24 protein-coding genes and 1 tRNA gene are annotated in these 24,013 nt (G+C 72.0%); 7 read left to right on the plus strand and 18 right to left on the minus strand.

Features of this window, described 5'->3' with window-relative positions; genetic code table 11:
• Position 1 precedes the first annotated feature (1 nt).
• Positions 2-973 (minus strand): DUF932 domain-containing protein, encoded by a 972-nt coding sequence (locus tag ABD948_RS08670; RefSeq protein ID WP_345264775.1) that lies wholly within the window; start codon positions 971-973, stop codon positions 2-4.
• 382 nt (positions 974-1,355) lie between these two features.
• On the opposite strand from ABD948_RS08670, the gene ABD948_RS08675 reads away from it, so the two are divergent.
• Complete coding sequence (locus ABD948_RS08675; protein ID WP_345264777.1) at positions 1,356-2,003, plus strand: flavodoxin family protein; 648 nt, start codon at positions 1,356-1,358, stop codon at positions 2,001-2,003.
• Between the two features lie 22 nt (positions 2,004-2,025).
• Here the strand turns inward: ABD948_RS08675 and ABD948_RS08680 are convergent, their stop codons facing one another.
• Together ABD948_RS08680 and ABD948_RS08685 are read right to left on the minus strand one after the other, a co-directional pair.
• Positions 2,026-2,532 (minus strand): hypothetical protein, encoded by a 507-nt coding sequence (locus ABD948_RS08680; protein ID WP_345264779.1) that lies wholly within the window; start codon positions 2,530-2,532, stop codon positions 2,026-2,028.
• Positions 2,533-2,586: 54 nt separating this feature from the next.
• Positions 2,587-2,865 carry a hypothetical protein gene (locus tag ABD948_RS08685; protein WP_345264781.1) on the minus strand — a complete coding sequence of 93 codons (279 nt, stop codon included), beginning with the start codon at positions 2,863-2,865 and terminating at the stop codon, positions 2,587-2,589.
• A gap of 146 nt (positions 2,866-3,011) precedes the next feature.
• On the opposite strand from ABD948_RS08685, the gene ABD948_RS08690 reads away from it, so the two are divergent.
• Together ABD948_RS08690 and ABD948_RS08695 are read left to right on the plus strand one after the other, a co-directional pair.
• Complete coding sequence (locus ABD948_RS08690; protein ID WP_345264783.1) at positions 3,012-3,707, plus strand: response regulator transcription factor; 696 nt, start codon at positions 3,012-3,014, stop codon at positions 3,705-3,707.
• Positions 3,704-5,179, plus strand: a complete 1,476-nt coding sequence (locus tag ABD948_RS08695) for a HAMP domain-containing sensor histidine kinase (RefSeq protein WP_345264785.1) — start codon at positions 3,704-3,706, stop codon at positions 5,177-5,179. The genes ABD948_RS08690 and ABD948_RS08695 overlap by 4 nt, the downstream gene beginning before the upstream one ends.
• A 25-nt stretch (positions 5,180-5,204) precedes the next feature.
• Here ABD948_RS08695 and ABD948_RS08700 read toward each other — a convergent pair whose 3' ends face one another.
• Positions 5,205-6,869: a hypothetical protein gene (locus ABD948_RS08700; protein ID WP_345264787.1), complete on the minus strand. Its 1,665-nt coding sequence runs from the start codon at positions 6,867-6,869 to the stop codon at positions 5,205-5,207.
• Positions 6,870-6,946: 77 nt separating this feature from the next.
• Between ABD948_RS08700 and ABD948_RS08705 the strand changes: the two genes are divergently transcribed.
• On the plus strand, positions 6,947-7,855 hold the full coding sequence (locus ABD948_RS08705; protein ID WP_345264789.1) for an SGNH/GDSL hydrolase family protein: 909 nt from the start codon (positions 6,947-6,949) through the stop codon (positions 7,853-7,855).
• A gap of 237 nt (positions 7,856-8,092) precedes the next feature.
• Here the strand turns inward: ABD948_RS08705 and ABD948_RS08710 are convergent, their stop codons facing one another.
• On the minus strand, positions 8,093-9,124 hold the full coding sequence (locus ABD948_RS08710) for an adenosine deaminase (protein WP_345264792.1): 1,032 nt from the start codon (positions 9,122-9,124) through the stop codon (positions 8,093-8,095).
• 44 nt (positions 9,125-9,168) lie between these two features.
• On the minus strand, positions 9,169-9,900 hold the full coding sequence (locus ABD948_RS08715; protein WP_345264794.1) for a DsbA family protein: 732 nt from the start codon (positions 9,898-9,900) through the stop codon (positions 9,169-9,171).
• 181 nt (positions 9,901-10,081) lie between these two features.
• Here ABD948_RS08715 and orn point away from each other — a divergent pair, with 181 nt between their 5' ends.
• The 3 genes from orn (at position 10,082) to ABD948_RS08730 (ending at position 11,459) form a co-directional block, all read left to right on the plus strand.
• The gene (gene orn, locus ABD948_RS08720; RefSeq protein WP_425576587.1) at positions 10,082-10,705 is read left to right on the plus strand and encodes an oligoribonuclease; all 624 of its coding nucleotides are present in this window, start codon (positions 10,082-10,084) and stop codon (positions 10,703-10,705) included.
• 42 nt (positions 10,706-10,747) lie between these two features.
• Positions 10,748-10,823 (plus strand) — tRNA-His (locus ABD948_RS08725).
• 147 nt (positions 10,824-10,970) lie between these two features.
• Positions 10,971-11,459, plus strand: a complete 489-nt coding sequence (locus ABD948_RS08730) for a nucleoside deaminase (protein WP_345264798.1) — start codon at positions 10,971-10,973, stop codon at positions 11,457-11,459.
• Between the two features lie 171 nt (positions 11,460-11,630).
• Here the strand turns inward: ABD948_RS08730 and ABD948_RS08735 are convergent, their stop codons facing one another.
• The 12 genes from ABD948_RS08735 to ABD948_RS08790 all read right to left on the minus strand — a co-directional run bounded on the left by ABD948_RS08735 (position 11,631) and on the right by ABD948_RS08790 (position 24,008).
• Complete coding sequence (locus ABD948_RS08735; RefSeq protein ID WP_345264800.1) at positions 11,631-12,398, minus strand: SDR family NAD(P)-dependent oxidoreductase; 768 nt, start codon at positions 12,396-12,398, stop codon at positions 11,631-11,633.
• Between the two features lie 106 nt (positions 12,399-12,504).
• Positions 12,505-13,653 carry a flavin reductase gene (locus tag ABD948_RS08740; RefSeq protein ID WP_345264802.1) on the minus strand — a complete coding sequence of 383 codons (1,149 nt, stop codon included), beginning with the start codon at positions 13,651-13,653 and terminating at the stop codon, positions 12,505-12,507.
• A complete protein-coding gene (locus ABD948_RS08745; RefSeq protein WP_345264804.1) occupies positions 13,646-14,416 on the minus strand; it encodes an alpha/beta fold hydrolase in 771 nt (256 codons plus the stop codon). The genes ABD948_RS08740 and ABD948_RS08745 overlap by 8 nt, the downstream gene beginning before the upstream one ends.
• Positions 14,406-14,984: a carboxymuconolactone decarboxylase family protein gene (locus ABD948_RS08750; protein WP_345264806.1), complete on the minus strand. Its 579-nt coding sequence runs from the start codon at positions 14,982-14,984 to the stop codon at positions 14,406-14,408. Before ABD948_RS08750 ends, ABD948_RS08745 begins: the two co-directional genes overlap by 11 nt.
• Entirely contained in the window at positions 14,981-16,084 is a 1,104-nt protein-coding gene (locus ABD948_RS08755) for an LLM class flavin-dependent oxidoreductase (RefSeq protein ID WP_345264808.1), read from the minus strand. The genes ABD948_RS08750 and ABD948_RS08755 overlap by 4 nt, the downstream gene beginning before the upstream one ends.
• A gap of 130 nt (positions 16,085-16,214) precedes the next feature.
• The gene (locus tag ABD948_RS08760) at positions 16,215-17,147 is read right to left on the minus strand and encodes an NAD(P)-dependent oxidoreductase (protein ID WP_345264810.1); all 933 of its coding nucleotides are present in this window, start codon (positions 17,145-17,147) and stop codon (positions 16,215-16,217) included.
• Positions 17,144-18,541: an amidohydrolase family protein gene (locus ABD948_RS08765; protein WP_345264812.1), complete on the minus strand. Its 1,398-nt coding sequence runs from the start codon at positions 18,539-18,541 to the stop codon at positions 17,144-17,146. Before ABD948_RS08765 ends, ABD948_RS08760 begins: the two co-directional genes overlap by 4 nt.
• Before the next feature lie 120 nt (positions 18,542-18,661).
• Positions 18,662-19,678 (minus strand): FCD domain-containing protein, encoded by a 1,017-nt coding sequence (locus ABD948_RS08770; protein ID WP_345264814.1) that lies wholly within the window; start codon positions 19,676-19,678, stop codon positions 18,662-18,664.
• On the minus strand, positions 19,675-20,994 hold the full coding sequence (locus ABD948_RS08775) for a PucR family transcriptional regulator (RefSeq protein WP_345264817.1): 1,320 nt from the start codon (positions 20,992-20,994) through the stop codon (positions 19,675-19,677). The genes ABD948_RS08770 and ABD948_RS08775 overlap by 4 nt, the downstream gene beginning before the upstream one ends.
• Positions 20,995-22,008, minus strand: a complete 1,014-nt coding sequence (locus ABD948_RS08780; protein WP_345264819.1) for a Gfo/Idh/MocA family protein — start codon at positions 22,006-22,008, stop codon at positions 20,995-20,997. It lies immediately after the preceding gene.
• Entirely contained in the window at positions 22,005-22,574 is a 570-nt protein-coding gene (locus ABD948_RS08785; protein WP_345264821.1) for a hypothetical protein, read from the minus strand. The genes ABD948_RS08780 and ABD948_RS08785 overlap by 4 nt, the downstream gene beginning before the upstream one ends.
• Positions 22,575-22,586: 12 nt before the next feature.
• Positions 22,587-24,008, minus strand: a complete 1,422-nt coding sequence (locus ABD948_RS08790) for an amidohydrolase family protein (RefSeq protein ID WP_345264823.1) — start codon at positions 24,006-24,008, stop codon at positions 22,587-22,589.
• Positions 24,009-24,013 lie beyond the last annotated feature (5 nt).

The raw sequence follows: 24,013 nt of genomic DNA on the forward strand, positions 1-24,013 counted from the left end.
ATCAGGCCGCGACGAGAACCTTGTGGGCGTAGTCCTTGAGGTCCTGGGTCGTGCCGCCGTCCATGATCCGCTGGGCCCGCTTGGTGCCGTCGCGGTCGCCACGCATGGGGGCGATCCAGTCGGCGTACTCGGTGACCGCGTTGAAGGCGGCGTACTTGGTGCCCCGGCCGAAGGCGTTGGTCTCGGCCTCGGTGAACAGGTGCATGAGGTCGCCGCGACGCTCGGCCACCCGCGCCTTCGTGGCGTCGGTCTTGCCATCGGGGATGAGGCCCTGGGTGAGCTTGTCGAACTCGGCCTCGGTGTACGCCTGGTCGAGCAGCCGCTCCATCTCGGCCGAGAACTCGTCCATGTAGTCGAACGTCAACTCGAGCGACTGGCGGGCCTCGTCGAGCCGCCCGGCCATGTTCACCGTGTGGCGGATCTTCCACGACTGCTTCGCGCCGCGCAGCGACATCGTGAGCTGGTTGGTGCACGCGAGGCGGATCGGCATAACCGCGATCTGGAACGAGTGGAAGCCGTCGTGCCCGTTCGACCCCAGCAGGTAGAGGTCGTGCGCGTCCTCCCCGGCGATCTTGATGCCCTCGGGCATCTTCATCGTCATGAACACCCGCGCGCCGTTCTTCATCATCCCGGCGGCGTCGTAGTTCGCGCCCGACTGGTCCACGATCGAGTCGAGGAAGTCGAACGTCTCCTCGTTCTGCTGGATCACGTAGTTGTGACCGACATATCCGAGGTACTCGGTGCCGCCCGTCTTCGGGTCGTTGCGGACCGTGGCGACGCGGTTCGGAATCTCGATGCCGGAGGCGGTGTACATCGCCTCCTTGCGGACGTTCCACCCGGCGAGGCCGGCGGCCTCCATCGCCTCAGCGGCGGTCATGTTGCCGTCGTCCTTGCGGACGAAGCCGCCAAGGGTCTGCCAGGCGGGGGTGCGGGTGTAACCGGCGGCGGGGGTGGTGGTGGTGGTGTCGGTCATGGTGACTCCTTCGGTTGGTGTGTCGTGCTTGCTGACAACACAGACGCTAAGCCCTGGCGTCCATAGAAACAAGTCAATGAACGCACTTTCCCTAGACGGCACCACCGGGCCCCGATCCCCGCACCTACCCCGCGGAAACGATCCACGGCCGCACCCCCCGCCTGACGGGCAATCGTCCAGCGAAAGCGACCCGCGGGACCAACATGGCAGGTCAATCGGTCCAGCGGGTCGTCTACGGCAACACGTACCAACGTCCAGCAACGTTCGCCGTCGGAATCCGCCGGTCGCAGGTTCGAATCCTGCCGGGGGCGCCCACGGCCTCATACCCCCGCGGCACCCGGGTACCGGCGCGCGTCCGCCGACCCGAGCGCCGAGGAGCCCCGTGACCGCCACGCCGTCCACCCCCACCGATCCCGCCACCGAGCAGCAGCTGACCGCGGTGGTCCTGGCGTGCTCGCTCAAGCGCTCCCCCGCTCCCTCCAGCTCGGTGCTGCTGGGCACCCAGGTGCTCGAGGCCCTGGGTGAGCACAGCGTCACCGGCGAGGTGCTGCGCGTGGTCGACCACGACGTCCGCTTCGGGGTGAGCACCGACGAGGGCGACGGCGACGGGTGGCCGGCACTGCGGGCCAAGGTGCTCGCGGCAGACGTGCTGGTGATCGCGACGCCGATCTGGATGGGGCAGCCCGCCTCGGTCTGCAAGGTCGTGCTCGAGCGGCTCGACGCCGAGATCTCCGAGACCGACCACGAGGGCCGGATGAGCACCTACGGCAAGGTGGCCCTGGTGGCGGTGGTGGGCAACGAGGACGGCGCCCACCACACGGTCGCCGAGGTCATGCAGGGTCTCAACGACACCGGTTTCACCGTGCCGGCCAGCGGCTGCACCTACTGGGTGGGCGAGGCGATGCAGGGCACGGACTACAACGACCTGGAGCAGACGCCGGAGAAGACCGCGGGCACCACCGCCACGGCCGCCGCGAACGCCGCCCACCTGGCGCGGCTGCTGCGCGCGCAGCAGTACCCGCCGGCCTGACAGCGTCGCGGCACCCTCCGCGTCAGCTGCTCCGGGGTGCGGTCGGGGCCGGCTGGGTCTCGACCCCGCTCGGAGGAGTCGGCGCCGGAGGCACCGAGGGCGGGGTGCGCCCGTCCTCCGGCTCCGCGGGGTGCTCCCCCGCGGACGGCGGCGCGGGCCGCTCGCCCTCCGGCATCGGGACCGCCGGCGGCTGGTGCGGCGCGCGCGGCCCGCCCTCGCAGGGCACGGCTGCTTCCGGCGCGTCGTCACCGGGCTGGACGGGCTCGGCGGGCGGGGCGGGCTCGGGCGTCGCCCCCTGCTCCGCCGGCGCCGGCTGTGCCGTGCTGGTGTCGGCACGCAGGGACGAGTCCCCGCCGCCCGGGCCGTCGGCGAGCGCAGGCACGCCGAGACCGAGGGCCAGGCCGGCCACCAGCCCGGCGCCGACGCCGGCCACCAGCAGGCCGCGCCGCCGGCCAGGCGGGGTGGAAGGCGCTGCGGGCGGGGTGGGCTGGGCGCCGGGGACGAAGAGGGGGCGGGTGTCGTCGTTCATGGGTGTCTCCTTCAGGTGGGGATGGGGATGGGGTCGAGATGCGGATCGGACCGGTCAGGGGCGGGCGCCGAGCAGGCGCTCGGCCTGGTCCCAGGCGCGCTCGGGTGCCGGCACCGCCCGGATCAGGGCGGTGTCGCGGGCCGCGTGGCCCCAGGGGCCGGGACCCCACGCCACGAGCGCCGCGAGCACCAGCCACGCCACCAGGGCGGTGCCGAGCGCGCTGCCCACGGCACCGAGCAGGCCGGCACCACGGCGCAGGGCCCCGACGACGGCTGCCACCACGGTCACGAGGACCACGAGGTCGAGCAGGCTGAGGTGGGCGAGGTCGGGCACGAGGACTCCTGCGGGTGTCGGTCGGTGTCGGTCACGACTGGGAACGAGCACCACGCTGCGAGCCGGACCTGAAGGCCACCTCAAGAACGAGGACTCCCGCCCACTTCTTGAGGTGTTCTTCAGCCCCGGGTCGGCACACTGGCGCGGTGAGCACCCCTGCCCCGGCCCGCGTCCTGGTCGTCGAGGACGACGCCGCGATCCGCTCGAGCGTCACGCAGGCGCTGGTGGCCGCCGGGCTGGAAGTCCGTGCCCTGCCGGACGGCGAGGAGCTCGAGGCCGAGCTGGCCGGGTTCCGCCCCGCGCTGGTGGTGCTCGACTGGATGCTGCCCGGGCGCCAGGGCCCGCACCTGGTGGAGCTGGTGCGCGCGCGGTCGGGCGCCGGAGTGGTGATGCTGACGGCGCGCGACGCCGTCGAGGACCGGCTGCGGGGCTTCGAGGTCGGCGTCGACGACTACGTGGCCAAGCCGTTCGTCACCGAGGAGCTGGTGGCCCGCGTGCGGGCGGTGCTGCGGCGGCTGGGCGCGGTGCCCACCAGCGTGCAGGTCGCCGACCTGCGCATCGACCCCGACGCCGGTCTGGTCGAGCGCGCCGGCTCCCCCGTGTCGCTGACGGCCACCGAGTTCCGGCTGCTGTGCTTCCTGGCCGACCACCGCGACAAGGTGATGTCGTCGGCACAGATCCTCACCCAGGTGTGGGGGTACGGCGAGTACGCCGACAACCTGGTGCAGGTGCACGTGAGCGCGCTGCGCCGCAAGCTGGAGGAGCACGGGCCGCGGCTGCTGCACACCGAGCGCGGCCTGGGCTACGTGCTCCGCGCCCCGCGCGAGGGCGCTCGCCCGTGAGCGACGGCGTCGCCACCCCCTCGCTGCGGCGCCGGGTCACCGCCTTCGTGCTCCTGGCGCTGACCGCGGTGCTGCTGGTGCTCGTGGTCTCCAGCGACCGCGCGCTCTCGGCGCGCCTGGAGTCCCAGCTGCGCGACCGGCTGGTCGACCGCGCGGGTTTCGCCGACGTGCTGGCCGAGCAGCTGGAGGGTAGAGACCTCGCGCGCCGGCTGGAGGGTGACGGCGTCTCGGTGCTGCTCGTCGACGACGGCGAGGTGTTCGCCGAAGGGCCGCTGGCGGGCGCTGTCGCCTCGACGGCGACCCCCGCCGTCCCGTCGACTCCCCAGGAGCCCGAGGAGCCCGAGCCGCGCCGACCCCCGAGTGCTGCCCCGGCCCCCGTGCCACGCGACGGCCCGGCGCCCGACCCGGCAGGCCCCGCCACCGAGGTGGTCGAGCAGGGCGACCTGCTGCGCGTGGACCGCAGCCTCGGCGACGACGAGCAGCTGGTGCTGGTGGCCGACACCGCCGACGTGCGCGCGACGGTCGCGCAGGTGCGCCTGGTGCTGGGCGTCGTCGCGCTGGCCGTGCTGCTGCTGGCCGGTCTGGCCGTGCCGTGGCTGGTCGGTCGCGCCCTCTCGCCGCTCGACCGGATCACCGAGGTGGCGCGCCAGATCACCCGCGGCGACCGGCAGCGCCGGCTGGACCCGCACCCCGCCACCTCCGAGCTGGGCCGCACCGCCACGGCCTTCGACGAGGTGCTCGACGCCGTGGTGGGCGCCGAGCAGCGCGCCATCGCCTCCGAGCAGCGTCTGCGCACGTTCCTCTCCGACGCCGCCCACGACCTGCGCACCCCGCTGACCGGCGCCCAGGCGGCCGCCGAGCACGTGCTGCGCGAGGACCCGCCCCGCGCCGAGCGCGAGCGGGTGCTCACCACCCTGGTGCGCGAGACCCGGCGAGCCGGTCGCCTCGTCGAGGACATGCTGCTGATGACGCGCATCGACCAGGGCCTGGAGCTGCGCCGCGAGCGGCTCCGCCTGGGCACCGTGGCCGCCGAGGTGCTGGCGGCCCGCGAGCTCGGTCTCCCCGGCGTCACGCTGACGCTCGACGACGGGGGCCCCGACGGCGCGGCGGGCACCGAGGTGGTGGCCGACCGCGACCGGCTCAGCCGCCTGGTGGGCAACCTGGTCGACAACGCCGCGCAGGCGGGGGCGGCCCGCGTCGCCGTCCAGGTGGCGAGCGACCCGGCGGCGGGTCGGGTCGTCCTGGTGGTGGAGGACGACGGCCCGGGCGTGCCCCCGGCCGAGCGGGAGCGCGTCTTCGAGCGGATGGTGCGCCTCGACGAGGCGCGCTCGGGTGCCGGCGGGTCGGGGCTCGGGCTGCCGATCGCGCGCGGCATCGCCCGCGCGCACGGCGGCGACCTGGTGTGCGGCGACGCCGTCCGGGGATCTGGCGCCAGGTTCGAGCTGAGGCTGCCCGCGGCGCCTCCCGCCTGAGCAGCCCGCCCCGGCGGGTGGGTCCTCAGCCGCGCCGGAAGCGCCAGGCTCCCTGCGTGCGCACGAGCGTGCCGTCCACCGACGAGTTGATGCTCTCGATGACACCCGCGACCCGGATCTCCCGGCCCGGCACGGAGACCCGCCCGTTCTCCTCCTCGTCGCTCGCCACGCCGTAGCACTCGTGCGGTCCGCGCGCGAACGGCTCGATCGGCAGGATGGCGCCGCCGTCCTGCCAGGTGTCCGCGGTCAGCGGGGCGATGCTCCACGTCGGTCGGCAGGGCCGCGCGGGGTCGGCGTTGCCGGTCACCCGGATGGCGGTGCCCCCGCTGACGGCGAGGGCGTCCACCGTGGGCTCGGCCAGCGGGAGCGTGACCTCCTCGAAGCGCGTGGCGCCCGGCCTCCAGACCACCGAGCGGTCACCGCCGCGGGCGAGCAGCAGCCGCTCGCTTACCTGCGCGACGGGATCGTAACCCGGCCGGTCCAGGGGGGCAGCCGACCACCGGCGCCCGTCCGCGCTCGCGAGCGCGAAACCCGACGTGGGCGGCGGGGCGTCGTCGTACTCGTCGCCCCACGCCGAGTCGCGGGGCCAGCAGCTGACGACGTACATCACGTCCGTGTGCTCGAACATCGTGCTCGAACGCGCCGTCCGGCAGGGCCGCTGCGGCGTCGACCGGGCGACCGTCACCGGTCGCGTCCACTCCGCGGAGCCGGCCGGGCGGTACTGGGCGACGACGCGCACCAGGTCGGGTGAGCCGACGGCGACGCTGCTGCCGTCCTCGAGCTCGGTGAGGTTCATCGCGATCCCGGCGCGTCCCTCGCGGTCGTCGATCTCCAGCAGTCCCGAGGTCGGCTGGTCGTCGACCCAGGAGCCGTCCTGCTGCACGAACCTGACGTCGTCGTCGGTGGTGCGGTCGTAGAAGGTCACGTAGGTGCCGTCGGTCTGCACGAACTCGGGGCTGCAGCCGGGGTCCGGGCGCGGCGACGTGGAGGCCACCGGAGCCAGCGTCGTGCCACGGGGCTCGCTGAGCCACAGCTCGTAGCTGCACGACGTCCCGGCGAGACTGCCGCGCACGGTGGCGAAGGACCCGTCACCCAGCAGCACGACGTCCGGGACGACGAACTGCTCCGAGGGCACCGGCAGCCCGTCGAGCTCGACCTCCTCCCACTCCGCGGCGCCGGACTCCCACGTGGCGAACCGCTCGGGCGCGGTGTCGTCGTCACCCTCGCGCTCCAGCTCGACGGCGGCGTACCTGCCCTCGGCGTCGACCATCGGCGCGCCGAGCACGTCCTCGACGACGACGCAGGAGAGGTCGCGGCAGGCAGCGGCGTCGACCCTCGCGTAGTTCTCCCGCTCGTCGTCGTCCGCGGCGTACCAGGAGAAACCCGCCACGATCGTGTCGCCGGCCGGGGTCACCGTCAGCTGGTCGGCCTCGAGGTCGGCGCCCTCCACCACGGTCTGCGGCGCGGTCCACCCCTCGCCGCCGGGCGCGCGCCACTGCGCCGCGAACTCCTCCTCGCCCCGCGCGCCGATCGCCAGCTCGGTGCCGTCGTCGAGCGTGACCTGCTCGGCCGCGATCGGCCCGTAGTCCGCCAGCTCGTCCGAGAAGCTCGGCTGGTCGTCGGTGCACGCGGCCAGCGAGGAGACCAGGACCGCGAGCACCGCGCACCCGAGCGTGCGAGGAAGCCTCATGCGCGGATACTAGGTCGCCGGTCACCGGTCCTTCGCCGTCCGAGGTGAGCCAGGTCACGTAGGGGTACCGTCGGGCCATGCCCCTGCGCCGGGCGGCTCTCGCCGCGTCCTTGCTGCTCACCGCCGTCCTCGTCGCCACCGGCCTGACGACGCCGACCCTCGCGGCGCCGGCGCCCGACCGGGCCCTGCTGTCCCAGACGGCCGAGCGACGCGCACCGCTGCCCTACGTCGCGCTGGGCGACTCCTACAGCGCGGCCAGCGGCGTGCTGCCGCTCGACCCGACCGCGGCGGTGCAGTGCCTGCGCTCCACCCGCAACTACCCGCACGTGATCGCCCGCGAGATCGGGGCGCGGCTCACCGACGTGACCTGCGGCGGGGCCGACACCAGCGACTTCTTCACCGCCCAGTACCCGGGCGTGCCGCGCCAGCTCGACGCGCTGAGCCGCCGCACCCGCCTGGTCACCATGACGATCGGCGGCAACGACTCCGGGGTCTTCATCAACGCCATCCTTCGGTGCGGCGCCGAAGGAACGGCAGCCTTGGGTCGGGGAAACCCGTGCCAGCGACGTTACGGTGACTCGTTCGTGCGGACCATCCGGCGCACCACCTACCCCTCGATCGTCAAGGCGCTGCGCGGCGTGAAGAGGGCGGCCCCGAACGCCCGCGTGGCGATCATCGGCTACCCGTGGATCCTGCCCCGCACCCGCGGCTGCTTCCCGCAGATGCCCGTGGCCCGCGGCGACGTCCCCTACCTGCGCCAGCTGCAGACGGTGCTCAACGACGCCGTCCGCCGCGCTGCGAAGGCCACCAAGGTCACCTACGTGAACCTCAACCGGGTCTCCGAGGGCCACGACGCCTGCCAGCGCCTGGGCGTGCGGTGGGTCGAGCCCGTGGTCGCCGGCACCAACCCGGTGATCGTGCACCCCAACGCGCTGGGCGAGCGCCGGATGGCGCAGCAGGTCATCCGGCGGATGCGGCTGGGCTGAGTCGTCCTCGAGCTGGTGTGGGCCCGCGCCGCGCACCCGTCGATGTCGCCTCCTCGGAGTCGCTGAACCCCGCTTGGCTACATGGTCACATGCGTCCCACCGGCCACAGGATTACCCGGTCGGCCGGGTACTCCCTCACTTGTCGGCCAACGCGATGGCCGACAAGTTGCACAACGGCGCGGCTAGTCCGCCACCGGCCGCGGCTCGACCACGGGCCGATCGCTGTGCACGAACGGATCAGTCCGGGGCGTGGGCGCTCGCGTAGTCGTCGATCTCGCCCAGCACCCGGGCCTTGACGTCGTCGGGCGCGAACGAGACCCGGACCGAGGTGCGGGCCAGCTCGGCGACGCCGTCGGTGTCCAGGTGCAGCAGGCGGGCAGCGACGCCGTACTCCTGGTTGAGGTCGGTGCCGAACATGGGCGGGTCGTCGGAGCCGATGCTCACGGTGACGCCGGCCCCCACGAACGCCGGCAGCGGGTGCTCGGCCAGGGAGGCGACGGCGCGGGTGGCGACGTTGGAGGAGGGGCAGACCTCGAGCGCGATGCCGGTCTCGGCCAGGTGGGCGAGCAGCTCGGGGTCCTGCGCCGCGGACGTGCCGTGCCCGATCCGGTCCGCGCCCAGCAGGCGCAGCGAGTCCCAGACGGTCTGCGGCCCGGTGGTCTCGCCGGCGTGCGGCACCGAGCGCAGCCCGGCGGCGCGGGCGGCACTGAAGTGCGGCTCGAACTGGTCGCGGGCCACACCCTGCTCGGGGCCACCCAGGCCGAAGGCCACGAGCCCGTCGGGGGCGTGGTCGAGCGCGTAGCCCAGCGTCGCCTCGGCGGCCGGGAGGCCGGACTCGCCGGGGATGTCGTAGATCCAGCGCAGCACCAGCCCGAAGTCGCGCTCGGCAGCGGCACGCGCGTCCTCGAGGGCCTCGGTGTAGGCCTCGATCGGGATGCCGCGCAGCACCGAGGTGTACGGGGTGCAGGTCAGCTCGGCGTAGCGCAGCTGTTGGCCCTGGGCCATCTCGCGCGCCACCTCGTAGGTCAGGTAGCGCACGTCCTCGGCGGTGCGCACCAGGTCGACCACCGAGAGGTAGACCTCGATGAAGTGCGCGAAGTCGCGGAAGGCGAAGTAGTCGCGCAGCCGCTCGGGGTCGCTCGGCACGGGGCCGGGGTGGCGCTCGGCGAGCTCGGCGACGATGCGGGGCGAGGCGGAGCCCACGTGGTGCACGTGCAGCTCGGCCTTGGGCAGCCCGGCGATGAAGCCGGTGAGCGGGTCGGTGGTCACGGGCGCATCATCGCCCGCCACGACCGACCCGCCTCAATCGTGGGTCAGGAGCGGAGCTCGGTGAGGAGCTCCTCCCACGACTGCTGCACCTCGAAGAAGCTGCCGTCGAGCACCAGGGTCGGGGTCGAGGAGACGCTCGAGTCCTGGGCCTCCTCGGTGCCGCCCTCGGAGAAATCGCCCTCCCCCGCCTCGATGCCGGGGGTCACGGCGGCCTCGTCGGCGCCCGCCTGCACGGCGAGGTCGATCAGCGCCGTGGAGTCGGGGTAGGACTCCGCGCCCTCCTCCGGCTGGTTGGCGAAGAGCAGGTCGTGGAACTCCTTGGCCACCTCGGGACCGGACTCCTCGAGCACGACGCCGAAGGCCTGCGCCGCGCGGCCGGAGTAGTCGCCGAACTGGCTCAGCAGCACGAACGGGCGGTAGTCGATGTACACGTCGCCGCTCTCGGCGAGCGCCTCGAGGTCCTCGTTCGTCGCCTGCTCGAACGCGCCGCACGCGGGGCAGAGGAAATCCTCGTAGACGATGAGCTGGTGCGGGGCCTCGGGGTCGCCCACGGTCATCCCGTACTCGCTCTCGCCGGCGGCGGGACCGTCGAACGTGCCGCCCTCGTCGTCGCCGCCCAGGGTGCCGATGAAGATCGCGGCGGCCACCAGCACGGCGAGGACGCCGGCGACGCTGACGGCGGTGACGATGTTGCGCTTGCGCTGCTTGGCCTTCTGCTCCGCGAGCAGGGCGGCAGCCCGCTCGGCGCGCTCGGCGGCCTTCGCCTTGTTGGCCATCGGGGGACCTCTCCGTCTCGACGTACGTGTGGCCGGGGCGCACCCCGGCCGGTGGAACCTGCCGAGAACTGTAGGCAGCCGGTCTGAACGACGCCTGAGAGCACCGCCGCCGCGCCCCACACCGCCTCGCGCACTAGGGTGAACGATCGTGAACGAACGACTGGTGTGGATCGACTGCGAGATGACCGGACTCGACCTCGGGGCGGATGCCCTGGTCGAGGTGGCGGCCCTGGTCACCGACTTCGACCTCAACGTGCTCGGCGAGGGCGTCGACCTGGTCGTGCGCCCGCCGGCCGAGGCGCTGGAGCAGATGATCCCGTTCGTGCGCGAGATGCACGAGAGCTCGGGCCTGCTCGAGGAGCTGGAGCAGGGCATCACGCTGGCCGAGGCCGAGGAGCAGGTGCTGGCCTACCTGCGCGAGCACTGCCCGGAGGGTTCACGCCCGCCACTGGCCGGCAACTCGGTGGGCACCGACCGCGCGTTCCTGGCCCGCGACATGACCGACCTCGACGCGTTCCTGCACTACCGGATCGTCGACGTCTCCTCCATCAAGGAGCTGGCCCGGCACTGGTACCCGCGCGCCTACTACGCCGCCCCCGCCAAGCGCGGCAACCACCGGGCGCTCGCCGACATCCGCGAGAGCATCGAGGAGCTGCGCTACTACCGCGACGCCGTCTTCGTGCCCGCGCCCGGGCCCGACACGGCCGCCTCCAAGCAGCTCGCCGCGCGGCACGGCGGGGCGCTGACCGGTGCGGCCGAACCCGCCGGATCCCCCGATTCCGACGCCGGGGCCGGATCCGTCTAGACTCTCCTGCTGTCCGGCACGGCTGCGCCGCTCCGGGCCATGGTGGGTATAGCTCAGCTGGTAGAGCGCCGCCTTGTGGTGGCGGATGTCGCGGGTTCAAGTCCCGTTACTCACCCCAACAGATCGAGCCCCTGACCTGCAGAGATGTGGTCAGGGGCTCGATCTGCTCCACCCCGGCCGGGCAGTGCGGCTCGGCGACCGACTCCAGCCGCCGGTCACCCCAGGGCAGGCCCGACGCTGGACTCCTCGGGTTACGCTCCGCGAAGTGACCTCACCTGCGGATCCCGCTCTCGTTGCTCGCTCCATCGACCTCGCCCGCAGCAACGTCGCCGACGGGGGGAAGCCCTTCGCCTGCGTCGTGGTCGATGCCGCCAGCGGCGAGGTGCTGCACGAGGCGACCAACCAGGTCGTCCAGAGCGGCGACAAGACCGCCCACGCCGAGATCACCGCCATCCGCGAGCTCGCGGCGCAGGGCCGGAGCGACCTGCGAGGCTGCGACGTCTACGTCACCGCCTACCCCTGCCCCATGTGCCTGGGCGCGCTCTACTACGCCGAGCCCGAGCGCGTCGTCTACGCCGCGACCCGCGAGCAGGAGAACGAGCACTACGAGGACGGGGGCCGTTACATGACCCTCGCCACGTTCTACGACGAGTACGCCGCCGCGCCCGAGGATCGGGCACTGCCGTCCGCGCACGGCGCACACCCCCACCCGACCGCGCCGTTCGAGGACCACGCGGCACTGCACCACTCCTGACCGACGTCGAGCGAGCTGGCCCAGCCCACCGTCACTCGGGTCGAGAAGCATCACCGCACGGGCACGGTCGGGTCCGCCAGCTCGGCATCACTTCTGGCAACCACGTGCCCGGGGGCCGGGGACGCTGTCGACGGTGGCGAACCGCCTCGGTCGCTCCCGACGCTGGGGGCGTCACTGCGCGGTGAAGCCGCCGTCGACCATCAGGGCGTGCCCGGTCACGAACGAGGACTCGGACGAGGCGAGGAACAGCGCCGCGTCGGCCTGCTCCTCCGGGGTGCTCACCCGGCCGAGCGGGTGGTGCTGGACCAACCAGTCCATGGTGCCGTCCCGGTCGCCGGTGTCGGCGGCCCACCCCTCCAGGAAGGCCGTCTGCGTCGCACCCGGGCACAGGGCGTTGACCCTGATCCCGTCGGCGGCGAGCTCCAGAGCCAGGGACTTGCTGAAGTTGATGGCGGCCGCCTTGGACATCGCGTAGGCGACCGAGCCGCCCGCGCCCACCACCCCGAACGTGCTGCCGAGGTTGATGATGGAGGCGCGCTCGGACTGTCGGAGCAGGGGGATCGCGTGCTTCGACACCAGGAACATGGTGGTGATGTTGGAGGCGAGCACCGAGTCCCACGCCTCCAGTGTCATCTGCTCCAACGGCCCGGCCGGGGCGATCCCGGCGTTGTTGACCACGATGTCGAGGCCCCCCATCGTCGACTCACACGCGCCGAGAAGGTCGCGGACCTCGTCCTCCTGCGATGCGTCACCGCGGACGAAGGTGGCGTGCCCGCCGTCCTTCCTGATCGCGGCCGCGGTCTGCTCGCCCTCCTCGCGACGACCGGCGAGGACGACCTGTGCGCCCTCGGCGGCGAACCGGGCGGCGATGGCGGCACCGATGCCCTCGACGGCTCCGGTGACCAGGGCACGAGCACCGTTCAAGCGGGGCTGAGACATCTGGGTACTCCTTCTGGTGGTGAGCACACCCGCGGGTGACGCGGGACGGCTCGGTACCGCCGACGCCGGTTGGCGCACGACGTGCCCGAGAGGGCGCGCGGGCAGCTCAGAGCTGGCCACCGGTCTGCTGGAGGATCTCGCGGACACGTTCCTTGGCGAGGTCGGTGTACTCACGCGCAGCGCTGAGGGCTCTCTCCCGGTCCGCGCCCTCCAGGCCCTCGGTGATGCCGCGCTGCGCCTCGATGAAGCGTTGTGAGGTGACCGGCGTCGATCCGAAGCTCCGGGTCATGACCTGCTTGATGCTGAGGGTGCCGAAAGTCGCGTCGAGCACCGGGTTGTGGGCCAGACCGACGAGTCGTTCGTGGAACGCGTAGTTGGCGTCGAGGTAGGCGTCGAAGTCGACGAAGCGCTCCCCGACGAGCAGCGCCGACATCGCGTCGAAGTCGCGCCGCACCGCGGCGAGGTCCTCCGGGGGGACTCGGCCGATGACCTGCTCGAGGACGCCGATCTCGATCGCAAGACGGGCCTCGAAGGTGGCGTCGGAGGCGCTGGCGTCGAAGGCGGTGACCACGTAGCCCCGCTCGGGGTCGCGACGCACGAGCCCGTCGCCGGTCAACCGGGTCAGCGCGTAGAACACCGCCGTCTGGTCCACCTCGAGCTGCTCGGCGAGCTGGTCCACGTCGACGACGTCACCCGCGCGGTGGACCCGGTCGAGGATGCGCTCCCGCGCGTGCGTGTAGACCGCGTCGTCGCGCGCGAACTCGAAGCGGCCGAACCCACCACGGAAGTAGGTGAGCGGCTCACCGTCGTACGCCGTCGCCGAGACGACCCGGCCGATGAAGATCGTGTGCGTTCCGCCCACGACCCGCTCGGCGACCTCGCACTCGATGTGGGCCAGAGCGTCGCTGATGAGCGGAGAGCCGGTGGAGCCGCGGGTGACGGCCACTCCGGCGAACTTGTCCGGGCTCGGCATCGCGAACGTGTGGGCGAGGTCGCCGTGCCCCTGTCCGAGGACGTTCACCGCGTAGCGGCCACTGCGCGAGACCGCGTCGGCCGTCGGGACGGAGTTGTTGAGACAGGCCAGCATCAACGGCGGATCGGCGGACAGCGAGGTCACCGAGCTCGCGGTCATCCCGAAGCGCTCGCCCTCGCAGTCGGTGGTGACGACCGTGACCCCGCTCGTGAGGTGGCCGACCACGTGTCGGAAGGTCCGGGCGTCGATGCCGTGCGGGTCGAGGTCGAGGGTCTCATTCATGACTGGTCCGTTCCGGTGGGGTCGAAGCCGCGTCGTCGTCGAGGAACGCGACGAGGTGTGCGACGAACTCGGCGGGGCTCTCCAGCACCGCAGCGTGCATCCCGGGCAGCCACCGCACGGTGCTGCCGGTGGCCGCGGCGATCTCCCGGGCCGCATTGCGGAACGGTTCGCCGTCGGAGTCGCCGCACACCGACAGGGTCCGTGCCGGCAGGTCGGCGAGGCGAGGGGTCAGGTCGGTCGACGCCAGGATCTCGCACGTCCGGGCATAGCCTTCGGGGTCGGTGCTGAGCAGCGTCCGGGTGGTCTGCTCGACCACGTCGGGCCGGGACCGCCGGAACTCGGGTGTGAACCAGATGTCGAGCGTCGGACCCACCAGGCTGCTCATCCCCTCGGAGCGGGCCGTGGCTGCCCGCCCCACCCACATCTCCTCCATCGCCTCGGGATAGGTCGCCACGGTGTCGATCAGCACGACGCCGATCACCCGATCCGGGTGCTGGACCGCGAGGTACTGGGCCACGAGCCCACCGAGAGACACCCCCGCGACGTCGAACTGCGCGAGGCCCGCGTCGTCGGCCAGGTCGAGCACGCGGGCAGCCAGGCCCTCCACACCGCCGTGCACGCTCGGGGCGGCCTCCGTTCCGTGGCCAGGGAGGTCGAGTGCCGCCCACCGCCGGCCGTCGGGAAGAGGCATTCCGTCCCAGAACGTGCGGTCCGAACCCAACGGGTGGAGCAGGACGACGGGACGCGGCATCTCAGGCACCATCTCGATCGCGGAGCAGAGGTGCTCCCGCAGGAGGCGGGGTGCGGGCCACGTTCATCGTCAGCGCCAGCGTCGTGTAGTAGCCGACCGTCGCCACGAGCTCCACCAGGGCCGATTCGCCGAGCGCGTCCAGCAAGGTGTCGTAGAGGTCGTCCCCGACCTCCCCCGCCGAGAGCAGCTCCGTGACGAACTGCCACACGGAGCGGAGCTCGGGACGGCCGATGCTCGGCGCCACTCCACGGTCCACCTCCTCGGTCGCCTCGAGCGGAACGCCGGCGGCCACTGCGAGCGGCTGGTGGAAGCCCCACTCGAACTGCTGGTCCCAGTGCCGAGCGACGACCAGGATCGTCAGCTCGAGCAGGTCCTGGTCGAGGTCGGCCTCGAACCGGAGGTAGGCACCGACCAGCTGCAGCCGCGTCATCAGCTCGGGGCTGCGCAGCAGCGGGACGAACGGTCCCACGACCCCTCCTCGCGGACCGGACGAGATGACCGCCACCGCCTCGCGCTGGGCGTCGTCGAGGTCGGCGTCCCGCAGCGGCGGGAGACGGACCGTGGCCGTCGGGTCGATCACTGCGTCTCACCGATCGCGTCGTTGACTGCCGGCAGGACCTTGGTGGCCATCAGCTCCATCGACCGCCGGGCGCGGGCCTCGTCGACCCAGTCGAGGCCGGCGTAGACGATCTCGCCGAAGGCACCGACCCGCTCGCGGAACGCCAGGAGCTGTTCGGTGACCGACTCGGGGGTGCCGGCGATGACCAGGTGGTCGAGCACCCGCTCCAGCGTGACCGCCTCGTCGGGCTCGTCGCGGCTGGTCTTGAACAGCTCCACCCGGCCGAGCTTCTGCATCTTGGTGAGCATCTGCTTGTAGTAGAAGCGGTACGGGCTGTTCTCGGCGGACACCGCGTACTCACGCGCCTCGGCCTCGGTGTCGGCCACGAAGATCGTGCGGGCGATGCGCCAGTCGGCCGGCTCGGCCGTCACGCCGGCGAGCTCCTTGCCCTGCACGTAGTTGGGCCAGTGCGTCGCGACCCACTGCGGCAGCAGGAAGTTGGCCGAGAGGGGGTGGAAGTCCTTCTGGCCCATCGCGATGACGCCCTTGGAGAAGGGGGCGACGACGGTGCCGACGATCTCGGGGCGCGGCTGCTGCAGCGGCTTGTGGAGGGAACCCAGCCCCATGGCGTCGTCCTGCGTTCGGCGGGTCGAGACCGGGAACTGGTTGCCTTCGAAGGCGATGTCGTACGGCGCCTCCCGCTCCCAGATCGCGGTGATCACGTCGACCGCGTCGGCGAACATCTTGGTGCGGTCCTCGTCGAGGATCCCCAGCGCCTCGGCATCCGACGACAGGGCCCCCGGGCTCACTCCGAGGATGAGCCGACCACCGCTGAGGTGGTCGAACATCGCGGAGTTGGCCGCGACCAGGGCCGGGTGCATGTGTGACAGGTTCGTGGTGCCCGTGCCCAGCTTGATCTGACTGGTCTCCGCGATCAGCGTCGCCTGGAAGAGCAGGCTGTTCGTGATGTTCTCGTGCGCGTCGGTCAGGTGCTCCCCGATGAAGGCGTCGTGGAAGCCGAGCTGGTCGGCGAGGATCACCGCCTCCCGGTCCTCCTGCAGGGTCTCGGCCCAGGTGCGGCCGAGGGGGTGCAGGGGCATGGCGAAGTAGCCGAGTTTCATGGGAGTGCCCTTCTTGGGTGAGTGCTGAGGTTCGTCACGGAGGCTTCGCATCGAGTCTGCTCACGGAAACCGCCACGATCACTGGCGTTCGGAGGGAGGAATTGACCTCCTGGCTGCCGCTTCCCGTGAGTCAGCCGGGGCCGGACGTGCTCTCGTCGAGGACCGCGAAGACGCACGCCGCGTCCTGGTCACGTCGGCCCTGCCGGGCTGCGGTGTCGTAGAGCGAGGCGGCGACGTCGAGCAGCGGGGTCGGGCTGTCCACCTGCGCGGCCTGGCCGTGGATCGCACGCAGATCCTTCTCGAAGATCGCGACCCGGGCCGTGGCGGGCTCGTAGGTCCGCCGGGCCATCAGCGGTCCGCGCACCTGGAGCATCCGCGAGGACCCGGCCCCGTCCCCGACCGCGTCGATCACCTGCTCGAGGTCGAGCCCGGAGCGCTCCGCGAGCAGGAGGGCCTCGGCGGCAGCCACGTTGTGCACCGCCACCAGCAGGTTGGCGACGAGCTTCATCCGCGTGCCGTTGCCGAACGTGCCCACGTCGTGCGTGGCCCGGGCCACCGCGGCCAGGACGGACTCGACCGGACCGCGGACCGCGTCCTCGAGGCCGCTGCAGAAAGCGACCAGGTCTCCGAGCTCAGCCTGGGCGCTGGTGCCGCTGACCGGGCAGTCGACCAGGTGGATCCTGCTGGTGGCCGCCGTCCGCTGGGCCGACGTCTTCTCCTCCAGCGACAGCGTGCTGGTCTCGATCACCGGAAGCACGGAGGAGCGCTGCTGCGCGACCGGCCCCAGCTCGGCGAGGGTGGCCATCAGCGCCGCTGCCGAGGGCAGGGACGTCACCACGACGTCGCACCCGGCCAGCTCCGACACCGCCCCGGAGGCCCGACCGCCCCGCTCGACGTGCCGGCGCACCGCACCCGCGTCGAGGTCGTGCCCGAGGACGTCGGCGCCCGCGGCGAGGAGGTGGCGCGCCATCGGACTGCCCATCGCACCGAGCCCGACGAGCCCGACCACCAGCCCGTCGAGCGGCGCTCTGGCCTGGGGGGCGGGCGCCTCGGTCGAGGTCACCGGTGCACCTTGTGGATGCCGGGGATCCAGCTGCCGCCGGTCACGGCATCACTGGTCGTCGGGCGCTGGAGTGCCGCCTTGAAGAGGTAGTCGCGTGCCTCGACCGCCCGGCGCTGGATGTCTGCCACGTCGCTGCGCACCAGCACGCCGTGGCGCTTGACCACCTCCCCGCGGACGAGGACGGTGTCGACGAGCCCCGGGTGGCCGGAGTAGACCAGCGCCCCGGCGGGGTTGTTCAGCGGGGCCATGCCGAGGCCGTCAGCACGGACGACGAGGACGTCGGCGTCCTTGCCGGGCGTCAGGCTGCCGGTCACGTGGTCGAGACCGCAGGCCCGTGCTCCTTCGATGGTCGCCATACGGATCACCTCGTCGCACGAGAGCCGGACCCGGTCCTGCTCCCCCGGCGTCGCCTCGGCCGCGTTGTCGAGCGCCCGCTGGATGGCGATGGTGCTCTTCATCGCGTTGAACATGTCACCACCGTTGGAGACGCAGACGTCGACGCTCAGGCTCGGCATCACACCGACGTCCATGAGCTTGCCGGTCGCCGGCCAGCCGAGGCCCATCTGCGCCTCGACGTCCGCCGAGACCGACGCGGTACCCCCGGAGTCCGCGATCATCTGGTACTCGTCATCGGCGAGCGAGCAGCAGTGCACGTGGGTCACGAGCTCGTTGAGCATGCCGTGCTCGCGCATCCACGCGACCGGGCGGTTCTTGCCCCACTCGCCGTCCCCGTTGTGCACGGTGACCCGGGTGCCGAGCTCGCGGATCAGCTTCCAGTCCTCGTGGGCGACCTCGGGGACGCTGAACTGGGGCCCGCGCAGCGCGAACGCCAGCGTCACGAGCGAGTCTGACGAGCTGAAGTACTGGTCACGCATGCGCAGCACGTCGCGCGAGTGCGGGACCGTGCTGGGCAGCTGCCACATCCGCGCGCCCCCACCGTGGGCGAACACCGCCCGCATCCCGGAGGCGAAGAGCGCCTCGACGGCCGCGTCGCCGTGCTCCGGGGTGTCGATGTTGTGCGACCAGTCCAGCAACGTGGTGATGCCGCCGTCGAGAGCCTCGACGGCACCGAGCAGGTTGCCGATGTAGGTGTCCTCGGGGCGGAAGTCGCCGCTCAGTCCGAGGTGCACGCCTGTGAGGTACTGGCCGTGCGTCCAGTCCGATCCGATGTGGCGGATGACCGACTGCCACAGGTGCCGGTGCGAGTCGACGAAACCGGGCATGACGATCGTGCCCGTGCCGTCGATCACCTCGCAGTCCTCGACCTCGATCCCGCGGCCGACCTCGGCGATCTTGGTGCCCTCGATGAGGACGTCGCCTCCTTCGATCTGCCCGAGCTTCGGGTCGACCGTCAGGACGGTGGCGTTGGTGATGAGGGTGCGGGACGGCGTCATGGGTGCTTCCTTCGCGGTCGGTGCTGTTGCGGCACCATTCAACGACGGTGTGACGGTCAGCACATTGGCTCGCGGCGTGAGTTCCCACCCAGCTCACTCACGCCCACCGTCAGCGAGCCGTCAGAGCCAGCCGCCGGTCTGGCCGAGGATGGATCGCGCCCGGTCCTTGGCCAGGTCCCGGTAGGCGATCGCCGACTCCTTGGCGGCCTCCAGGTCGCGCGCCTCGATGCTGCGCAGCAGGGCGCGCTGGATGCCGATGAAGCGTTGCGACGTTGCCCGCGTGGACCCGAAGCTCCTCGTCATGACGGCCTTCAGCCCCAGGCGGAGGTAGGCCGCTCTCAGCGCCTCGTTGTCGCTGAGCATGACGATCTGCTGGTGGAACGCGACGTTGGCGTCCAGGTAGCGCTCGAAGTCGAGGAAGCGTCCGTCGACGAGCTGGCCGGCCATCGCGTCGAAGGAGGGGCGCAGCTCCGCGATCCGGGTGCCGTCGACCTCGGCCAGCGCGGTCTCGAGGACCCCGAGCTCGATGGCGCACCGCGCGTCGAACGTCTCGTCGGCCGACCGGGCGTCGAAGGGAACCACGACGTAGCCGCGATCGGGATCTCGCCGGACCAGGCCGTCGAGCTCGAGGCGGGTCAGCGCGACGGTGGCGGACGGAGGGTCCGCACCGAGGTCGAAGGCGAGGTCCTCGGGGTCGAGGGTCGAGTCGGGCGGGTACTGGCGCAGGAGGACCAGCTCGCGGGCCCGCAGGTACGCGTCGTCGGCCAGGTCGAAGGAGCGGCGGGTCGACAGCTGGACGAAGGACGGTGCGGCCGCGTGCGCCTGGTCCACGCGGCACACCAGCACCGTGAGCCGCGTGGCGGGCAGGTGGTCCACGACCTCGCAGTCCAGGCGGCCCCCCGCGCCGTCCAGCTGGACGACGAGCGAGCGTTCCCCGTCCTGCGGCGCCCACTGCGCGGGAACACTCAGCAGGACCCCCGGCGGGTCACCGGTCACCGGGACGACGGAGCCGACCTCCAGTCGCACCGAGCCGGACGGCTGGACGAGCACTCCCGTCAGCTGGTCGACCGGGCGCCGACGGAGCTGGCTGACCGCCTCGACGGGGTCCACCAGCAGCTGGCGCGGGTCGCTGATCATGACGGCCGGTCTCCGACCCGGCTGCTGGCGATCGCCTCCGGTCCCGTGCTCGACACGATGTGCCACAGACGCAGCGCGACCTGCAGCTCCGTGCGTCGCTCGTGCAGCGGACCGATCAGCTCGGTCGCCCGCTGGAGCCGGTTGCGCACGGTGTGCTCGTGCAGGGCGAGGTGCTCCGCCGTCGCCACGTGGCTCCCCAGTCGGAAGGAGACCTCGAGGGTCGCCCGCAGCCTGGCGGCCTCGGCGGTGTCGTCCGCGAGAGGTCCGAGCTCCTCACGGATGAACGCCACCGCGAGCGGACGGTTCTGCATCAGGAGGATCTCGAGTCGCACCTGGGAGTAGCGGACGACGCCCGACCCCTCGGTGGTCAGGACCGCGGCGCACACCTGCTCGACGTCGCGCGCCTGCTCGAAGCCGGCGACGAAGCCGGTGAGTCCCGACTGCGGCTCGCTCAGGGCCGCCACGGCACCAGCGGCCTCCAGGACGTCGACGACACGGGCGACCCGCTCCTCGCTCCACGCCGTGGCCGAGGCCATCCACACCACCGAGCTCCGCAGGCCCACGGGGTAGACGAGCAGGTGCGAGGGCCGCACGGCAGCACGCAGACCCACGGTCAGCTGGTTCGCCGCGCCCTGCGGCGTGCGCGGGAGGAGGACTGCCAGGTGGGAGGCCTGGAGCGAGTAGTCCAGCGTCACCAGGTCAGCCGGGGACAGCGCCTCCTCGCGACCGTCGAGGATCTCGCGGACGAGGCGGTGCCGCACGTGGGCGCGGGAGCGGTTGAACGCATCCTCGGAGCGCGCGAACGTCGTGGCGACGTTGGAGATCACGGTGTCGGAGTAGGCGTGCACCGCCGCCGTCAGCGAGCCCACCGCCCGCATCGCCTCCCGGGGATCGACCTGCTCGTCGATGGCCGCCTGCTCGATCACCCGCACCCAGTGCTGCCACTGCAGGAAGTAGCTGATGCGGTAGGACCGTTGCAGCGACGCGTGCGGGATCCTGGCCTCCGCCTCCAGCGCCGCGAACCGCAGGCGCTGGGTCAACGGCACGTCGCCGGTCTCGAGCCGTCCGGTGAGGACGTCGTGCAGTGCCTGGGCGTTCTCGCCCACGCTGTCGGTCAGCGACTCGACGAAAGCCTCGTCGTACCGGTTCTCCGAGAAGACCAGATCGGTGCACCGGGTGACCACCTGCTCGACGAGGGGTCTCCAGTCCCGCGCGGCCACTGCTCGGACACCCCAGTCGGGCAGGGCGAGCGAGTACTCCTCGTCGAAGGCGAACTGCGAAGCCCCCACCACGTCCACCACACCCGCCACCTTCATCTAGACGTTCTCGATTCGGCCCGAGTGCGTCGACCGACTGATGGCCTCGAAGGTGTCGACGTTGGTCTGGATCTCCTCCGCGGAGATCGGGTAGGACGCACCTCCGCGGATGGCATCGGCGAAGCACTCCAGATTACGCCGAACAGCGTCGTAGGGGTCCACCCGTCCGGTGGCGGGGGCGCTGCCGCGGATCTGGGTGGTCACGTCCCACCCGGTGGGCTCCTCGGGATGGCTGCGGTCGCGGATCTCCTGCCACCCCTGCGACCCGAAGACGGCGACGCGTCCCACGAACGGCGTCGTCAGGATCGCGGTGATGCTCGCGGTGGCGCCGCTCGGGAATCCCATGGTCACCGACAACGTGTCGCCGTTGGCGAACCCCGTGGCCAGCGTGCCCAGGCGCGCCCACACCTCGTGGGGTCGACCGAAGATCGATATCGCCAGATCCACCAGGTGGATGCCGGTCGCCGAGAGCGGACCCACGGGAGCCAGCTCGCTGGACAGGCGCCAGTTGTCGGGGGGCAGCGACAGGAACTTGTCCTGGCTGAAGTTGCCCTCGAAGACGAGCGGCACACCGAGACCACCGGAGGCGACCAGCGCCCGGAGGTCCACGACGGCGGGCTCGAACCGGCGCTCGTGCCCCAGCCCGACCTGCACCCCCGCAGCGGTGACCGCGGCCAGTGCTCTGCGCGCCTCCTCAGAGCTCACGGTGAACGGCTTCTCGCAGAAGACGTGGAGTCCCGCCTCGGCAGCGGCGACCACCTGCTCGGCGTGCCACGGGTGGGGGCTGCAGAGCACCACCGCCTCGAGGTCACCTCGCCCGACCGCGTCGGCCAGCGACCCGACGGTGTCGAGGCCGGTGTCGCGCGAGACCAGGGCGGCCACGTCGGCCGACGGCTCGACACCCACGACGACGTCGATCCGATCGCTGTCCGCGAGGCTGCGGACGATCTTCTGGCCCCACCAACCCAGGCCGACGACCGCCGTCCTGAGCCGCGTCCCGTCCGTGCCGCTCACGCCGGCCACCTCTCTCGCGTCCCCCAGCTCGGTGGTGCCCAGCCAGCCGCCACCATGGCCACTGCTGCCGCGCGACCCTCAGCGACGGGGATGCCGTCCAGTCCCATGTCGGCGAGGCTCAGCAGCCTGACCCCGGGGCCGGCGCCGGCCCTGCGAGCACCCTCGTCGAGCCGCGCTGCCACGACCGTCACCTCCGTCGCAACCGCCAGGCTCGCCGCCGAGCGCACCAGGACCGCCAGCCGGGCCAGGTCGTCGCCGGCACCCCGTCCGTCCAGGGCTCCTGGGTCGCCGAGCACGACCACCAGGTCGAGACCTCCCAGGACGCGCGCGGCAGTCGCGAGGAGGTCAGGCGGAGCCAGCGTGGAGGAGAGCGCCTCCAGCTCGCGGCCGAAGCCCCGCACACGCCGGACCAGGCGTGCCGAGCGATCTGCGTCCACGCTCGAGAACGCCACCCGCGCCCCCTCCGCGGCGAGCCGACGCACGACCGCCACCCCGACGACGTCGGAGACGTCGACCACCAGGGCCCGGCAGTCGGCGAGCAACCCGGCCCTCGTCGTCACGCCCATGCGGGTCGACACCTACTTGCTCATGTTGGCGACAGCGGTCTCCTCGACGGAGATGAGCGACATGCCGTCCTCGGGCGGCAGCACGACGCCCGTCGTCCGCATGACCTCGTCCATGATCCGGTCGCGCGACGCCTCGGCCATCGCGCGGGTCGCGCCGTAGTCGACCCCGACCAGCCGGCCGTCCTTCTTCACCAGGTTGCCGCCGACGTACACCGTTCGCACGTCGGCCGGGTGGGAGTGGAACACGACCATCCCGGGCTCCTCGTTGATGGGCCACATGTTCGGCTCGTCGCCCCCGATGATGATGACGTCGGCCTGCTTGCCCGGCTCCAGGCTGCCGGTCACCGACCCGAGGCCGAGGGCTTCCGCGCCATTGATGGTGCCCCAGGCCAGGGCATCCATCGACGAGGTGTCGAGGGTCAGCGGCATCTCCTTGCGGGCGTTGAACGTGTCGTTGACGCGCACCCGGGCGTCCTGGAGCCCGAGACGGAGCTGGCCGACGATGTCGCCGCCGTTGAGCGTGATGATGTCGCACCCCACGGTCGACCGGATGCCGTACTTCTTGGCCTCGTTGAAGACCGGGTGGCCCATGCCCATCTGGATCTCGGTGTCGGGCGTCGACACGACGGTGCATCCCGCGTCGGCGAGCATCCGGAACTGGTCCGGCGTGCTCGTGTTGCAGTGCACGTGGATCTGGGACTCGTGCAGGAGGCCCGCGTGGTGCATGGGCTCGACCCCCTGGGAGACGGTGACCCCGAAGTAGTTGTTGTTGTGGATGGACTGCGGGACCCCCATCTCGAGGGCTGCGGTGATCTCCTTCACCGAGGAGCTCCAGGGGATCAGCCCGGTCTCGGTGAGGGCCATGCCCATGGTGACGAGCGCGTCGCTCGACGGAAGCAGCTCGTCCTGGATGCGGTGCGCGTCCTTGATCCGGTCGTCGACGGTCTGGAACGCCGGGTGGTCCACGGGTGCGGGCACCAGCCCGTAGCCGTAGACGGCCCGCATGCCACTGCGCTGCAGCGCCTCGACCCCTGCCGTGGCGTGGTCGGGGCTGTTGTTGCTGTGCGAGTAGTCGAAGACCGTCGTCACTCCGGCGTTGAGGGCCTCGAGGGCACCGACGTAGTTGGCAGCACCGATGTCGTCGGGCACCAGGACGGGCGAGATGCTGAACCGGATGCCCCGCATGTACTCGTGCAGGGTCCAGTCGGCCAGCATGGCGCGCAGGTTCGTCTGCCACATGTGGCGGTGGTTGTCGACGAAACCGGGCATGACGATGCCGCCCTGGGCGTCGACGACCTCGGCACCGTCGGTCGGCAGGTCGTGCCCGACGGCGAGGACCTTGTCGTCGCCGATGAGAACCTGCCCCTTCGAGAACGTCGTGCGGGAGCGGTCCATCGTGATGACGAAGCCGTTGGTGATCAGTGTCTTGCGCATGTGCT

The organism is Nocardioides nanhaiensis (assembly GCF_039542785.1).
GTDB lineage: Bacteria > Actinomycetota > Actinomycetes > Propionibacteriales > Nocardioidaceae > Nocardioides > Nocardioides nanhaiensis.

Bases quoted from the DNA above. Each gene is read 5' to 3' on its own strand.
- ABD948_RS08670 (WP_345264775.1), bottom strand. From the start codon at position 973: ATGACCGACACCACCACCACCACCCCCGCCGCCGGTTACACCCGCACC.
- ABD948_RS08680 (WP_345264779.1), bottom strand. From the start codon at position 2,532: ATGAACGACGACACCCGCCCCCTCTTCGTCCCCGGCGCCCAGCCCACC.
- ABD948_RS08700 (WP_345264787.1), bottom strand. From the start codon at position 6,869: ATGAGGCTTCCTCGCACGCTCGGGTGCGCGGTGCTCGCGGTCCTGGTC.
- ABD948_RS08705 (WP_345264789.1), top strand. From the start codon at position 6,947: ATGCCCCTGCGCCGGGCGGCTCTCGCCGCGTCCTTGCTGCTCACCGCC.
- ABD948_RS08715 (WP_345264794.1), bottom strand. From the start codon at position 9,900: ATGGCCAACAAGGCGAAGGCCGCCGAGCGCGCCGAGCGGGCTGCCGCC.
- orn (WP_425576587.1), top strand. From the start codon at position 10,082: ATGACCGGACTCGACCTCGGGGCGGATGCCCTGGTCGAGGTGGCGGCC.
- ABD948_RS08735 (WP_345264800.1), bottom strand. From the start codon at position 12,398: ATGTCTCAGCCCCGCTTGAACGGTGCTCGTGCCCTGGTCACCGGAGCC.
- ABD948_RS08740 (WP_345264802.1), bottom strand. From the start codon at position 13,653: ATGAATGAGACCCTCGACCTCGACCCGCACGGCATCGACGCCCGGACC.
- ABD948_RS08745 (WP_345264804.1), bottom strand. From the start codon at position 14,416: ATGGTGCCTGAGATGCCGCGTCCCGTCGTCCTGCTCCACCCGTTGGGT.
- ABD948_RS08755 (WP_345264808.1), bottom strand. From the start codon at position 16,084: ATGAAACTCGGCTACTTCGCCATGCCCCTGCACCCCCTCGGCCGCACC.
- ABD948_RS08765 (WP_345264812.1), bottom strand. From the start codon at position 18,541: ATGACGCCGTCCCGCACCCTCATCACCAACGCCACCGTCCTGACGGTC.
- ABD948_RS08770 (WP_345264814.1), bottom strand. From the start codon at position 19,678: ATGATCAGCGACCCGCGCCAGCTGCTGGTGGACCCCGTCGAGGCGGTC.
- ABD948_RS08775 (WP_345264817.1), bottom strand. From the start codon at position 20,994: ATGAAGGTGGCGGGTGTGGTGGACGTGGTGGGGGCTTCGCAGTTCGCC.
- ABD948_RS08785 (WP_345264821.1), bottom strand. From the start codon at position 22,574: ATGGGCGTGACGACGAGGGCCGGGTTGCTCGCCGACTGCCGGGCCCTG.
- ABD948_RS08790 (WP_345264823.1), bottom strand. From the start codon at position 24,008: ATGCGCAAGACACTGATCACCAACGGCTTCGTCATCACGATGGACCGC.